The organism is Microbulbifer donghaiensis (genome assembly GCF_900129095.1).
In the GTDB taxonomy this organism is placed as follows: domain Bacteria; phylum Pseudomonadota; class Gammaproteobacteria; order Pseudomonadales; family Cellvibrionaceae; genus Microbulbifer; species Microbulbifer donghaiensis.
This window is the reverse complement of the sequence record NZ_FQVA01000001.1, coordinates 223,914-237,108: the sequence shown is the minus strand read 5'-3', so window position 1 is coordinate 237,108 and position 13,195 is coordinate 223,914. Positions and strand designations below refer to the sequence as shown.

The 13,195-nt window shown below is 59.8% G+C and carries 12 protein-coding genes; 8 read left to right on the top strand and 4 right to left on the bottom strand.

Features of this window, described 5'->3' with window-relative positions; all coding sequences use genetic code 11:
- Positions 1–136: 136 nt before the first annotated feature.
- The 5 genes from BUC36_RS01000 (at position 137) to BUC36_RS00980 (ending at position 5,493) form a co-directional block, all read left to right on the top strand.
- Positions 137–853 carry an ABC transporter ATP-binding protein gene (locus BUC36_RS01000; protein WP_200797166.1) on the top strand — a complete coding sequence of 239 codons (717 nt, stop codon included), beginning with the start codon at positions 137–139 and terminating at the stop codon, positions 851–853.
- A 2-nt stretch (positions 854–855) separates the two neighbouring features.
- Positions 856–3,234, top strand: a complete 2,379-nt coding sequence (locus BUC36_RS00995) for an ABC transporter permease (protein WP_073270567.1) — start codon at positions 856–858, stop codon at positions 3,232–3,234.
- A 1-nt stretch (position 3,235) separates the two neighbouring features.
- Positions 3,236–4,441: an efflux RND transporter periplasmic adaptor subunit gene (locus tag BUC36_RS00990; protein WP_073270565.1), complete on the top strand. Its 1,206-nt coding sequence runs from the start codon at positions 3,236–3,238 to the stop codon at positions 4,439–4,441.
- A gap of 113 nt (positions 4,442–4,554) precedes the next feature.
- Positions 4,555–5,028 (top strand): hypothetical protein, encoded by a 474-nt coding sequence (locus tag BUC36_RS00985; RefSeq protein WP_073270563.1) that lies wholly within the window; start codon positions 4,555–4,557, stop codon positions 5,026–5,028.
- 15 nt (positions 5,029–5,043) lie between these two features.
- A complete protein-coding gene (locus BUC36_RS00980) occupies positions 5,044–5,493 on the top strand; it encodes a hypothetical protein (RefSeq protein ID WP_073270561.1) in 450 nt (149 codons plus the stop codon).
- A gap of 16 nt (positions 5,494–5,509) precedes the next feature.
- Here BUC36_RS00980 and BUC36_RS00975 read toward each other — a convergent pair whose 3' ends face one another.
- Positions 5,510–6,427, bottom strand: a complete 918-nt coding sequence (locus tag BUC36_RS00975; protein WP_073270560.1) for a pirin family protein — start codon at positions 6,425–6,427, stop codon at positions 5,510–5,512.
- A 218-nt stretch (positions 6,428–6,645) separates the two neighbouring features.
- On the opposite strand from BUC36_RS00975, the gene BUC36_RS00970 reads away from it, so the two are divergent.
- The gene (locus BUC36_RS00970; protein ID WP_073270558.1) at positions 6,646–7,521 is read left to right on the top strand and encodes a mechanosensitive ion channel family protein; all 876 of its coding nucleotides are present in this window, start codon (positions 6,646–6,648) and stop codon (positions 7,519–7,521) included.
- A 24-nt stretch (positions 7,522–7,545) separates the two neighbouring features.
- Here the strand turns inward: BUC36_RS00970 and BUC36_RS00965 are convergent, their stop codons facing one another.
- On the bottom strand, positions 7,546–8,088 hold the full coding sequence (locus BUC36_RS00965) for a cytochrome P460 family protein (protein WP_073270557.1): 543 nt from the start codon (positions 8,086–8,088) through the stop codon (positions 7,546–7,548).
- A 258-nt stretch (positions 8,089–8,346) separates the two neighbouring features.
- Positions 8,347–9,279 (bottom strand): LysR family transcriptional regulator, encoded by a 933-nt coding sequence (locus BUC36_RS00960; protein ID WP_234994854.1) that lies wholly within the window; start codon positions 9,277–9,279, stop codon positions 8,347–8,349.
- A gap of 110 nt (positions 9,280–9,389) precedes the next feature.
- On the opposite strand from BUC36_RS00960, the gene BUC36_RS00955 reads away from it, so the two are divergent.
- Together BUC36_RS00955 and ygiD are read left to right on the top strand one after the other, a co-directional pair.
- Positions 9,390–9,983: an FMN-dependent NADH-azoreductase gene (locus BUC36_RS00955; RefSeq protein ID WP_073270555.1), complete on the top strand. Its 594-nt coding sequence runs from the start codon at positions 9,390–9,392 to the stop codon at positions 9,981–9,983.
- Positions 9,984–10,126: 143 nt separating this feature from the next.
- A complete protein-coding gene (gene ygiD / locus BUC36_RS00950) occupies positions 10,127–10,921 on the top strand; it encodes a 4,5-DOPA-extradiol-dioxygenase (RefSeq protein WP_073270552.1) in 795 nt (264 codons plus the stop codon).
- 56 nt (positions 10,922–10,977) lie between these two features.
- Here ygiD and BUC36_RS00945 read toward each other — a convergent pair whose 3' ends face one another.
- A complete protein-coding gene (locus BUC36_RS00945; protein WP_073270550.1) occupies positions 10,978–13,038 on the bottom strand; it encodes a TonB-dependent receptor in 2,061 nt (686 codons plus the stop codon).
- Between the last annotated feature and the right edge of the window lie 157 nt (positions 13,039–13,195).

The window sequence follows — 13,195 nt, the reverse complement described above, 5'->3', positions numbered from 1 at the left end:
CTCGCCGCCGGCATCGGCTACTGAGATGTGATCTGCCGCAGCCGCGTTTGTTCCCGCGCTGGCGGGCACACAGCCCGACGGTAATTACTAAACTATGCGGGTTGCGCCCATAAGGGCCATGGAAACGCCAATAAACATGAATAGAGACGACCACCCCGCCTTTCGCGCCGAGCAGCTGACCAAGTTCTACGGCAGCGGTGAATCCCGCGTATATGCGCTGCGCGGTGTGGACCTGGAAGTGCCGCGCGGCGAGATGGTGGTGTTGCTGGGGCCTTCCGGTAGCGGCAAGTCGACCCTGCTGAATATTCTCGGCGGGCTCGATTCACCGACCGAGGGACGGGTCTATTTCGACAGCTGGGAGCTCACCGCGTTCGACGACTGGCACCTGACCAAATTCCGGCGGGAGTATGTCGGTTTCGTCTTTCAGTTCTACAACCTGATTCCGAGTCTGACCGCGCGGGAGAATGTGGCACTGGTCACCGAAATCGCGGAAAACCCGATGGCACCGGAGCGGGCGCTGGAACTGGTGGGCCTCGGCAAACGTATGGATCACTTCCCCGCGCAATTGTCCGGTGGCGAACAACAGCGCGTCGCCATAGCACGCGCCATTGCCAAGCAACCGCGCGTGCTGTTCTGCGATGAGCCCACCGGAGCACTCGACAGCAAAACCGGAATCGTGGTGCTGGAGGCCATAGCGCGAGTCAATCGCGAACTCGGTACCACCGCCATGGTGATCACCCACAATGCCGCCATCGCCGCCATGGCCGACCGCGTTTTGCACATGGCCGATGGACAGATTCAGCAGATGGAAGTCAACAGTCACCCCTGCGATCCGCACGAGCTGAGTTGGTAGCGATGCTGATCGAATTACTCAGGCCGCTGGATCGCAAACTGATCCGGGATCTCTGGGCGATCAAGGGCCAGGCGCTCGCCATCGCCGTAGTCATCGGTTGCGGTGTGGGTATGTATATCATGTCCAAGGGCATGCTGATCTCACTGGCCGAAACCCGCGCCGCCTACTATGAGCGCTATCGCTTTGCCGACGTCTGGGCCCCGGTGAAGCGCGCGCCCGACGCGCTGCTCCAGCAGATCAACGACCTGCCCGACGTGCGCCGCGCCGAGACGCGTATCCGCGCCGGTGTCATCCTCGATGTGGAGGGCGCAGCCGCGCCAATCACCGGCGAGATACAGTCGCTAGCCAGAATTGCCGGGCCCCATATCAATGACATCGTTTTGCGGCGCGGGCGCTATCCCGACCCGATTCACGAAGAGGAAGTGCTGGCGCTGGACGCCTTTGCCGAGGCGCACCGGCTGGAACCCGGCGCGCACTTGTATGCGATTCTAAACGGCACCAAGAAGAAACTGACGGTTACCGGCATAGTGCAGTCGCCGGAATATGTGTACGCGATTTCGCCGGGCGAAATCGTCCCCGATAAAAAACGCTTCGGCGTGCTGTGGATGAACCGCGAGGCGTTGGCGAATGCCTTCGATCTGGACGGCGCATTCAACGAAGCGGTGATTCTGACCTCGGCCGGATCCAGTGAGGACGCCCTGCTCGAGCGGCTCGACCGCCTGCTGAAGCGCTACGGTGCCACCGGTGCCTACGGGCGATCACAGCAGATTTCCGACCAGTTTCTGACCAATGAAATCCAGCAGCTGGAAACCATGGGCAGATTGCTGCCGCCGATATTTTTGCTGGTGGCCACCTTCCTGCTGAATGTGGTGGTGGGTCGCCTGATCGATACCGAGCGCGAGCAGATCGGCCTGTTGAAGGCATTCGGCTACTGCGACAGGGCGGTCGCACTGCACTACCTGAAGATGATCGGCGCCATCACATTAATCGGAATACTGATTGGCGTAATCCTCGGGCTGTGGCTTGGCCACGGCCTGGCGCGTATGTATCAGGACTACTTCAGATTCCCATTCCTGCTGTTTCGCGCGCCGGCGGATGTGTATTTGTTGTCGATTGGTTTCAGCCTGGTCGTCGCCGCGGTGGGCACCTCGTCGTCGGTATTGAAAGTCCTGCGCCTGGAACCAGCGGTGGCCATGGTGCCGCCACCCCCGCCAGATTACAGCCGCTCGGCGCGCTGGCTGGAAAAGCTTGCGCGCTGGATCGATCAGCCCTCGCGCATGATCCTGCGCCACCTGTACCGCTGGCCCAAACGCGCAGCCATGACCAGTATCGGAATTGCCATGTCCATGGGGTTGCTGATCGGTTCGAGTTTTTCGTTGGATGCGATGATTTATATGGTTGATATCTCGTTTAATGTGATCGATCGCCAGGATGTCACGGTCAATTTTGTCGAACCGCGCAATGTGCGGGCCGTGCAGGACGTATTACACGCACCCGGCGTGTTGGCCGCCGAGCCGTTTCGGGCCGTGCCGGTGGTTCTGCGCAACGGGCAGCGCAGCCGGCGCGAGGCGATCATCGGCCTGACCCCCAGCGCCGATCTCGGGCGACTGGTCGATACTGATCTGCACCCGGTGCCCCTGCCCCGCCATGGTCTGGTCCTGTCGGACAAACTGGCAGAGTTACTCGCGATCGGCGCCGGCGAATCACTGCGCGTTGAGGTGCGCACCGGGCGGCGCCCGGAACTGGAGATCACCGTGGCGGGCATCGTAAAAACCTTTATGGGGACTCAGGCTTACATGGACCTGGAAAGTCTCAACCGCCTGCTGAAGGAGGATATCGCCATCTCCGGTGCCTATCTGCTGGTGGACCCGGACCAGACCGATGCGCTCTACGCAGAGTTAAAGAGTACCCCGGTGGTGGCCGGCGTCAGCCTGCAGGAGCAGGCACAGAATGCGTTCTACGAGACACTGCAGGAGAGCCTCGGCACCTTCGTATTTTTCAATACGCTGTTTGCCGGCCTGATCGCTGTGGGGGTCGTGTACAACAGTGCGCGTATCTCCCTGTCCGAGCGCGCCCGTGAGCTGGCCAGCCTGCGTGTGCTCGGGCTCACCCGCGGCGAGGTGTCTTATATTCTCCTGGGCGAGCTCGCATTACTGACACTCGCCGCACTGCCGCTCGGCGCGCTGCTCGGCTACCTGCTGGCCTGGACGCTGGTGCAATCCTTCAACACCGAGCTGTTTCGCATTCCGTTGCTGGTGTCATCGTCAACCTATGGGTATGCGGTCCTGGTGGTGGTGGTTGCGGCGCTGGCGTCCGGACTACTGGTGCGGCGCCGGATCAATCAACTGGACCTGATCGCCGTGCTGAAAACCCGGGAGTGAAATGAGCAGGAAACTGATCAAGCGCCTCATCGCCCTGGCACTGCTTGCCGGTCTGCTGATCTTTTTGGTCTTCGCCTTTATGCCGGAGCCGGTGCCGGTGGATATGGACGAGGTGCGGCGCGGCCCCATGCAGGTATCGGTGAGCGACGAGGGTTACACCCGGGTACACGATGTCTATGTGGTCTCTGCACCTCTCACGGGTTACCTCCTGCGTATCGAAAGCGAAGTCGGCGATCTAGTGGTTGCCAACAAAACCCACCTCGCCGATCTGCTGCCGACCCAGCCACAGTTCCTCGACGTACGCAGTCGCAGCCAGGCCGAGGCCGCAATCCGCAGTGCCGAGGCAGCGCTCAAACTGGCGGCTGCCGAGCGCCGCGATGCCGAAGCCAAGCTTGCATTCGCCCAGTCCGATGCCAAACGGGCGCGCAAACTGGTCAAGAAGGGGCATATTTCCGAGGTGGAACTGGACCGCTTCGAACTAGCGCTCGACAGTGCCGAAGCCTCACTCGATACCGCCCACGCCGCGGAGCGTATGCGCGAGGGAGAGCTGGAGAACGCCCGCGCCGCGCTGATTGAACCCGGCGAAATGGAAATCAATGAAGAGGACCTGGTGCGGGTCACCTCGCCGGTCAGTGGCAGCGTACTGCGCATTTCCCAGGAGAGTGAGAGAGTAGTCCCCGCGGGGACACCGCTGCTGGAAATCGGCGATCCGGGGAATCTGGAAATTGTCGTCGACCTGCTGTCCCGCGATGCCGTCAGGGTCGAAAGGCGCGCGCCGGTGCAGATCACCAGTTGGGGTGGCGACCAGCCGCTCAATGGCCGGGTGCGCCTGGTGGAACCCTTCGGCTTTACCAAGATCTCCGCCCTCGGTATCGAGGAGCAGCGGGTCAATGTCATTATCGATTTTGTCGACCCAAAAGAAGTCTGGTCGCGCCTCGGCCACGGCTATCGTGTCGACGCCGCAATCGAGATATGGCGTGCCGATGAAGTGGTGCAGGTGCCAACCGGCGCCCTGTTTCGCCACAAGGGGCAATGGGCCCTGTTCAAGGTGGTGGATGATCGCGCTGTCCGCACGACTGTAAAAGTGGGTCACAACAACGGACAAATGGCCGAGATTCTCGAAGGCATCACTCCCGGGGAAAAAGTCGTGCTACATCCCAGTGAGCGTATCGAAGACGGCACAACCCTGAAAGAGCGCGAGATTTAGTGAGCGAACTCGAGCCGAGGCCAACTCCCACGACAAAAATTCCGGATTACTGGTTTTTGAAAATGAAGCCAGCCACTATCTGATACGCCCTCTGTCAAAATTGCCCGGCCACCATGAAGTTCGTATTTCTGTCTGCTTTTGTCTTGTTATCGAGCGCGGCCTGCGCCGACGAATCGCGAGAACTGTGGAATTTTACCCAGCGCTTCCTCAAGGACTTTCCCGATCATTCCAAGAGCGCTGCCGATGTCGCTGGTGCCCACTTTGCCGCCACGCCGGTCTTCTATATCGGCCAGATGCCCGGCTTCGACACCAGTCCGGAGTTGGGCGCGAAAATGGTGGAAATCTATCGAGAACAATTTTGTGTGGATTCCCATCCGTTTACTGCCTTCGATATAGAAAATCAGGCGGTGGGCGCCGACGGCTCGGCAGCGGTGCTGGTTGCATTCCGACGGCCGTCCGCACCGGACCCCAGGCTGAAAGATTTCTGCAACATACTCTCCCTGGCCAAACTGAATGGCGACTGGAAAATCATGACCTGGTTTATTTACGGACTCAGTGCCCGCGACTGCTCCCACCAGAACTTCTAGAGGCCTATTGTCCCGATGCGCACGCCGCTGTTGATGTTCGCACTGTTGCCGCTTGCGGCAATTGCCGGCGTCATCGCCGAAGGGAAAAGCTCGCTGACGCCGCATGAATCCATCGAGGCCGGCTGGCGCATGTTCACCATTGATACCAGTGCAGAAGCCTGCGCCAGTGCCGGAAAGCCGGTTCGCTTCGAAATTGAACCGAAGGTTGTCACCTTGCACCCGGGGGAAAGCTGGCACCCCGATAAACTGGTCGTGCGGGCCTATGACGCGAATAACCGGTTTGTGGCGTCGGTTCCGCTGGTGATATCGATATCGGGTTCTTCCGACGTTGTCGATGTACGGGGTTCCGAGTCGATTGTGCGCGCCCTGCGTCCGGGTCAACAGACCATCACCATCTCTAACTACTGCGATCATGGCCTCAAACATGTCGCTGAATTGCGGGTGCTAGACGAAAGAGTCCAATAGACCCCGCGCATTGGAGTTATTTGTCCGGAAACGGAATGAATTCAGTCTCGTCACCGGGCACTCGTGGAAAACCGCCGTCCTTCCACTGCTGTACGGCCTGATCGATGCGCTCCGCGCGACTGGAGACAAAATTCCAGACGATGCAGCGCTTACCTAACGGCTCGCCGCCAATGATGGCGATGCGGCTTTCTTCGGTGGCCTCCAGCACCACACCGGGTTGCTTGGCAAACATTGCCAGCGAAAATTCCGGAATCTCGGAATCCCGCGCTGTCAGGTTGCCGCCGGCCACGTAGACGGCTCTCTCCTGGGCTTCCGGTAGCGTGATTTTCTGCCCGGCTCGTAGGTGGGCTTCAACGTAGAGGGTTTCGGCGAAGGTCTTGACGGGAGACGTGACACCGTAGGCGGTACCCATAATGACGCGGATGGGGACGCCATCGACGTTCAGTGCTGGAATATCTGCCGATGGGTAGTGGTGGAATTCAGGCGCCATTTCCTCGTTAGCTTCTGGCAGTGCCAGCCACAGCTGCAGCCCGTGCAGGCGGTGGTCGATATCGCGCACTTCCGGGCGCTCCCGCTCGGAATGGACGATGCCACGCCCCGCCGCCATCAGGTTGATATCCCCGGGACGAATCTGCTGCAGGCTTCCGAGTGAATCCCGGTGCAGGATCTCACCCTCGAACAGATACGTCACCGTGGCAATGCCGATATGTGGGTGTGGGCGCACGTCTATGCCCTGGCCCGCCGGGAAATCCGCGGGGCCCATATGGTCGAAAAAGATCCAGGGGCCAACCATCTGCCGTTCGCGGCTGGGCAGACAGCGCCTAACGGAAAAGCCCCCGAGTTCCTTTTCCCTTGGCCGCACTATCTCCTGCAGGGCTCCACAACCCTCAAGAACGAAACATTCCTGTTCGACCTCTTTGGTCACGTTACTCATGATTGCTTCCGGAAGCCTTCCAGATGTTGGGGGTTAACTATAGCGCTACTATTTTTTCGCCACTAGCGCGCACGCCTCTTACATTTCCCGATGTGAAACGCTACAGTGTGGCCCGCGTTTTCGGGCGCGCAATCCCACTCGCCGACTGTCCGCGGCGCGCCAATCCCAGTCGGCTAAGCTTGGTTATCGCACAGCGACATTTATTCGTAGTAACAACAATGCAATTTTCCTTTAGTACTGGATCTGAAGTTCTGGAGCAGATCCTCGACAACAAACTCATCCTTACCCTCTGCGTTGTCGCGATAATCCTTTTGCTGCGCTGGCTGATATCCCTGGCCATTGCCCGCAGCAACTGGTTGAAGGCGGATAAGCGCCGCCGCATCAACACCGTGCACAATTACGGCAACCTGTTCCTGGTGATCGCGCTTATCGCCATCTGGGTCGCCGAGCTGCGCGAGTTTGCGCTGTCGATTGCCGCCTTCTCCGTGGCGATCGTGATCGCACTACGGGAGTTTGTGCAGTGCTTTGTCGGCGGTGTCTTCCAGGCGGGCATGCGCTCCTTTACCGTGGGGGACTGGGTCAAGGTCGGCGACCAGTTCGGCGAAGTCATCGACAGCGACTGGCTGAGCACCACGCTGCTGGAAATTGACCCTCACGGTCTCGGCAACGGCTACACCGGCACGACACTGTATATCCCCAACAGCGTGTTCTTCACCAAGCCGGTGAAGAACCTTAACTTCATGCGCCGCTATATCGAGCACACCTTCTCGATCGTCCGCGAGAGCAAGGGGGTCAACCCGTTTGAAGCCAAGAAATTTATCGCCGAGCGGGTGCGCGAGTATTCGGACTCGTTCCGCGAAGTGGCCGAGCGCTACTGCAAGTTCATTGAACATCGCATGGGTGTCGAGCTTTCCGGGCCGGATGCCAAGGTCGCCATCACCACCAACGAACTGGGGCACGATGTGCTGACCGTCACCATTTTCTGCCCCCGGGAAGAAGCGACCAACCTCGAGCAGCTGGTGACCGAGGACTATTACAACTTCTGGTACAACAGTGCGGAAACCGCCGCAAAAGAGGAACCTAGCGACGGCTAAATGGAGTACAGCAATCGCGCGCGGTCAGGGTTCGGCGATCAGGGTCGGATAACCTTCGATATAGACCCAGTCGTTGTTCTTGGCCGGCAAGTGGCATGCATAACAATCTGCTTTGAAACTCTTGGCGACGTTTTTCGATAGATTGTCCGGTTTGAACAGGGCCCAACCCCAGCCTTCGGCCCAGAGGGGGTTGTCCGCGAAACGCCCCTGCGCATCTTTAATCATGACGAAGACCTGTTTAATCTCACCGGTCGCATGACTCACGTTTTCACCCGTGGTATAGGTTCCCGACTTGCTGTGGCGAAGCTCCTTGACCAGGGTTGCGCCATCGGGAAACTTGCCGGTCTTGCGAAAAGCTTCAACCGACGCCCTTTCGGTGTAGACGTCGTGAAACCCACTGGCTTCTCCCGCGGGAACAAACCAGGATCCCAGGTGAACCATTTCCGTGCGGAAGTTTCGCGGATATTGAATTTGCCCATCCGTATCGACCAATGGCGAGAATTCCGCCGCCTTTGCCACCGGGGCGACAAGAAGCGCGAGGATCACCGACAATATGCGCAGATGCATGGCTACCTTTCTCCTTTCTCCTTCTACCCAAGAACTCCACAAAGCCAATTGACACTCACGCCGCAAGTGCCGACAGGTAAATCCGTGCAGTGCGCAACAACAAGCACTTAAACTGCCATGTCCAATGAAATGCCGCGCCTGCTGTCGGCCCCCGCGCGGGGCCCACAATCTACAGAGATTAGTCGACATTCTCTGGACCTCAAACGATACGGGGAAGGTTCGAGGTCACCGCAATATAGCGACTTACTCGCACTAGGGTCATGTGGTCCGGCAACTGTCCTCCAGCCGGCTGCGAATTATCTCCGCCAGACGCGAGGCCCCGGGGCCGGGCGACTCGCGGTCGGCGAAAATCAGGTACATGGGAACAGCGCGCTCGCTGCCGCCGCGCAGCGGTAACGGCTTCAGGCTCCCCTCGTCCAGTTCCGTGCGAATCTTCTCCTCCGGCAGCCAGGCAAAACCGTAGCCGCGACAGGCGGCACCGATAGACGTGGCCATGTTTGTCACGGTCCAGCGCTGTACCACTTCCACCGTTGTGGTGCGGCTGGTGCGCTGCGAACCGGAATCGCGCACCACCAGGTGGCGGTGCTGGCGCAGATCGCGCAGGGTCAATTCGCGCCCCAACTGGTGCAAGGGGTGTTCCGGGTGCGCCACCGGAATAACCCGCGCCGGACGCGGCAGCGGTTCTCCGTTAAAGCCCTTGGGAATATGCGGCGTGATCGCCAAGTCGACCCGCCCCTGCTGCAGGGCCTCAGGTCCGCCGCCGATCACGGTCTCGTAGAGTTCGATGCGGGTCTGCGGGCTCTCGGCGCCAAACTGGTTCAGGCAGTCCAGCAGCAGCCAGGTCGGAAACAACACCTCCACCGCGATAGCGATTTCCGACTCCCAGCCAGCCGAGGCCTTGCGCGCAGCCAGTTCCAGACCGGCGGCGTCCTCGAGCAACAGCTTGGCGCGGCGGTACAGCATCTCGCCCGCAGTCGTCAGTACCGCCCGTCGTCCCTCGATGGCAAAGGCCTTGATATCCAGCACCGACTCCAGCTTCTGTACCGCGTAGCTGACCGACGACTGGCTCTTGTGCAGCCGTTCCGCCGCCTGCGCGTAGCCGCCCTGCTCCACCACCGCAATCAGGCAGCGCCACTGTTCCAGGCTAATGCGTGGGGTCAGGTTCGACTCCGAGGTCATTTCTTTCGCCATATGATCGATTCATTCGATAGGTAGGAGCGTATTTTTATGATTTTTTATCGAATCATTCAATGATTCAATGCGTCCATCTTGGAAATAACCCCTGTTGGAGGTAACCACCCATGGCAAAGCTACTCAAGATTCAGACCAGCATGTTCCAGAACGACGGCCAGTCATCACAGCTGGCGGAGCAGTACACAAAAAACTGGCAGGCCCGCAACCCGGACGGCCAGGTGATCAGCCGCGATCTGGCCGCTGAGCCGGTGCCGCACCTGGACCTGGGCCGCTTCCAGTCCTTTATCACCGCGGCGGAAGAGCGCACCGCGGAACAGAAGGCGGTCGTCAGCTACTCCGATGCCCTGATCGAGGAAATCGCCAGCGCCGACGTTCTGGTACTCGGCATCCCGATGTACAACTTCAGCGTGCCCTCCACCCTGCGCGCCTACTTCGACCATATCGCCCGCGCCGGCGTCACCTTCCAGTACACCCCGGAAGGTCCGGAAGGTCTGCTGAAAGGCAAAAAGGCCGTGGTGTTTATCACCCGCGGTGGCTACTACGGCGAGGATCACTCCCAGACTGCATTCGTGCGCCAGTTCCTCGGCTTTATCGGTATCACCGATGTGGAAGTTGTGCACGCCGAAGGCCTGGCAGTCAGCGACGAAGCCAAGGACCATGCGCTGAACGCGGCGCAGGCGCGCATCGCCGAACTCGCCTGACTTCTGTAACCCCCCTGTAAACGCGCTTAGTGTTTGGGCGGCGGTTCTCCGCCGCCTTTTTTATTTGCTACACACCAAAGTTACTAAGCTGGTCCGAGGGTCTGTTGCGTAAATAGCGCAGCTTTTACTGATGGAAAAATCGAATGAGTCAGCCGCCGATGCCCACCTTGTTTATCGGACACGGCAGTCCGATGAATGCACTGGAAGACAACCCGCACACGCGCGCCTGGCGCAAGCTTCGCGAACAGTTGCCGAAACCCCGCGCGATTCTCGCGATCTCCGCGCACTGGTTTAGCCGCGGCACGCAAATTGCCGTGACGGATAGGCCCGCCACGCTGCACGACTTTCACGGTTTTCCACCTGCACTGTACGAATGCGAATACCCCGCACCCGGCGCGCCGGAACTTGCCGGAGAGATCCGCGAGCTGTTGCAGCCATTGAAGGTTGGCATGGACGAAGACTGGGGGCTCGATCACGGTACCTGGTCGATACTGATGCACATGTATCCACAGGCCGAGATACCGACCCTGCAGCTGAGCATCGATGCCACCAAGCCGGCGGAGTTTCACTACGAGCTGGGGCGGCAGTTGCGGCCGTTACGGGATCGGGGTGTGCTGATCCTCGCCAGCGGCAATGTGGTACACAACCTCGCACAGATGACCTGGGGCGAGCGAATAGCAGCACCCGCTTGGGCGGATAATTTCAATACCCTGGTAAAAGACGCGCTGGCGCGCGGTGATCACCAGAGCCTTATCCACTATCCACTCGCCGGCCACGACGCGCGGCTCGCGGTGCCGACACCGGAACACTTTCTGCCCCTGCTGTACGTCGCCGGAGCCAGCAGCGAAGAAGACACCGTGACTTTTCCCACCGATGGCATAGAACTGGGAACAATCAGTATGCTGTCGGTAATGTTCAATCGACGAGCCGCGGTTTAGTCACACGCTCCCACGCCGGGTCGATGCGCGCGGTGCAGTAGCTGACTCTTCCGCACTCACCAAACTGTCGAGACAGCGAGATAGAGCGAACGCCGTCCACCGGGAAAATAGCGATCGCCGGAAAAACTGCTGAAGTCTGCACGCTCTGCGTAGGCTTCGTCCATCAGGTTTAGGGCCCTGACAGCCAATTCCCAGTCGCTCTGCACTTGCCACCGCGCACGCAGATTGAGCAAATCGTGACCGGGATAGCGGTGACGATTCTCCGGATCCGTGTAATAACGCCCCTGGTGCACCCATTCCAGTTCCCAGCTCAGCGCCGCGTCCGGTTGCCACAGCAGACGACCGCTGCCGAAATGCCGCGGCGCCGAGTCGATCAGATTCCCTTCGATCGACTCCCCTTCCAGTAAGCGCTCGTCGCGGTAGCGGTGTTCGGCGTAGCTCGCGGACATCTGCAGGCGCAAATCATAGGCCAGCTCGTAGTCGAGGGCGAACTCCAGTCCCTTATGTGTCGTTTCGGCACCGGACTGGTTGAAATAATCCGCATCGCGGAAAATCACGTTCTCCTTATCCATCGCATAAGCCACCAGCTCATAGCCGAGACGATCACTCTCGCCTCTGACACCCAGCTCCAGGCTGCGGAGCTCCTCCGATTCCAGATCGGCTACTGTCTGTTCCCGCTGCAGCCGGTACAACTCGGTTGCCTGCGGCACCCGGAATCCCTGCGCCAGATTTGCAAACAGCTGCGCAGCGGGGTTCAGCTGGAAAACTGCGCCGAAACTGGGCGAAAGATTGTGAAACTCGTCCGAGCGATCTGCCGGCCGGTTAAAGCGGCAGCCGCCGAATCCACAGGCGGTGCCATCGGCCCGGGTGCGGCCAGCCAGAATGCGGTTGTCATAGTCATAACCCGTGAATTCGTAGCGCAGACCGGCCTGCAAAGTCAGATTCTCTAGAGACTGCCAACTGGCGTGGACGAAGGGCGCCAGCAGTCGCGCATCCACGCGATAATCGTAGTGACTGCCGACGGGAATGGTTTCCTGCAGAAATTCCGAGCCCGCCGTGGCGGCATCCTGAGTTTCACGCAGAAAACCACGGGCGTACTCCGCATCTACCCCCGCGCTGATCTGCCACGCCGGCGCGAGTTCGGCCTGGTAGATGGTACGCAAGCCCACGCCCCGCTGGCCGTTCTCTTCCAACGCCTGTCCCGGCAGATAATGCTGCCGGAATATCATGTCGGTTTTGCGTAGGTACGGCGTGACCAGCAGCTGCCCGCCACCGACAGCACCAAAATCCATCTCTGAAGACAAGCGCAATGCGCGCGCATCGCGAAAGGCCTCGGGATTCGGATTTGTGCGGCTCAGTTGGCGATCTTGATAGGCCTTTTCGCCCTCTATATATCCGGCGGTCTCCTGGTTCAGGTTGGTGACGGCGAAACGGTTGCGCAGTGCTACGGCACCGAGCGCAGACTCGTGGACCAGGCTGAGTTTTTGCTGGGCGTAACCGGAGTCGGCCCTGTAGCCGCCGTCATGGCTCAGGGACAAATCCGCACGTACGCCACTGTTCCCGTGCTTGCCGGTGTCGACGGAGATATTCGAGCGCGCATACTGGTTTGGCCCGGCTTCAATGCTGATAGAACCGCCGGCCTCTGTGCCCACCTTCGCACCGATCACATTGACCACGCCGTGCATCGCATTGGAGCCGTACAGGCTGCCTGCCGGGCCGCGTACTACCTCGATACGCTGGGCCAGTTCGGTGTGGGACTCGAAAAGTTCATTGACGTTACAGAAGCCCGCCGCGCGCAGCGGAATACCATTTTCCATGACCAGCAAACTGCCGCATGCCCCGGCGCCAGTAAGCACTGGCGAGCGCAACGACGGCAGATATTCCTGGCCCTCGCCGCGCGCAAAGTTCGCCCCGGGAATGCGCAGCAGGCTCTGCTGAATATGGTTGTGGCCGACCAATTGCAGTGCTTGGCTATCGAGCAAGGAGAGACTGCCGGCGTGATCCGCCAGTGGTTGCTCCAGGCGGCTGGCGGTGACCACCAGCGTTTCGAGACGCGGCGTTTCAGCAGCGATAGCAATACTGCAAAAAAAACACAGCGATATGACTACGAGACGCATTCCCTCGCCCTCTTTATTTGACTTCGATGGCGCGCATTGTACGGGAATGTACACGCCCCACTCTACGTGATTCGACGCCACCCGCGATGCCCTAACCCGCCTGAAGGACATGAAAGTACGACCGGTTTGCACCCGCGAGCACACGACAGTTCGGCAT

Bases quoted from the DNA above. Each gene is read 5' to 3' on its own strand.
- BUC36_RS01000 (WP_200797166.1), top strand. From the start codon at position 137: ATGAATAGAGACGACCACCCCGCCTTTCGCGCCGAGCAGCTGACCAAG.
- BUC36_RS00995 (WP_073270567.1), top strand. From the start codon at position 856: ATGCTGATCGAATTACTCAGGCCGCTGGATCGCAAACTGATCCGGGAT.
- BUC36_RS00990 (WP_073270565.1), top strand. From the start codon at position 3,236: ATGAGCAGGAAACTGATCAAGCGCCTCATCGCCCTGGCACTGCTTGCC.
- BUC36_RS00985 (WP_073270563.1), top strand. From the start codon at position 4,555: ATGAAGTTCGTATTTCTGTCTGCTTTTGTCTTGTTATCGAGCGCGGCC.
- BUC36_RS00980 (WP_073270561.1), top strand. From the start codon at position 5,044: ATGCGCACGCCGCTGTTGATGTTCGCACTGTTGCCGCTTGCGGCAATT.
- BUC36_RS00975 (WP_073270560.1), bottom strand. From the start codon at position 6,427: ATGAGTAACGTGACCAAAGAGGTCGAACAGGAATGTTTCGTTCTTGAG.
- BUC36_RS00970 (WP_073270558.1), top strand. From the start codon at position 6,646: ATGCAATTTTCCTTTAGTACTGGATCTGAAGTTCTGGAGCAGATCCTC.
- BUC36_RS00965 (WP_073270557.1), bottom strand. From the start codon at position 8,088: ATGCATCTGCGCATATTGTCGGTGATCCTCGCGCTTCTTGTCGCCCCG.
- BUC36_RS00960 (WP_234994854.1), bottom strand. From the start codon at position 9,279: ATGGCGAAAGAAATGACCTCGGAGTCGAACCTGACCCCACGCATTAGC.
- BUC36_RS00955 (WP_073270555.1), top strand. From the start codon at position 9,390: ATGGCAAAGCTACTCAAGATTCAGACCAGCATGTTCCAGAACGACGGC.
- ygiD (WP_073270552.1), top strand. From the start codon at position 10,127: ATGAGTCAGCCGCCGATGCCCACCTTGTTTATCGGACACGGCAGTCCG.
- BUC36_RS00945 (WP_073270550.1), bottom strand. From the start codon at position 13,038: ATGCGTCTCGTAGTCATATCGCTGTGTTTTTTTTGCAGTATTGCTATC.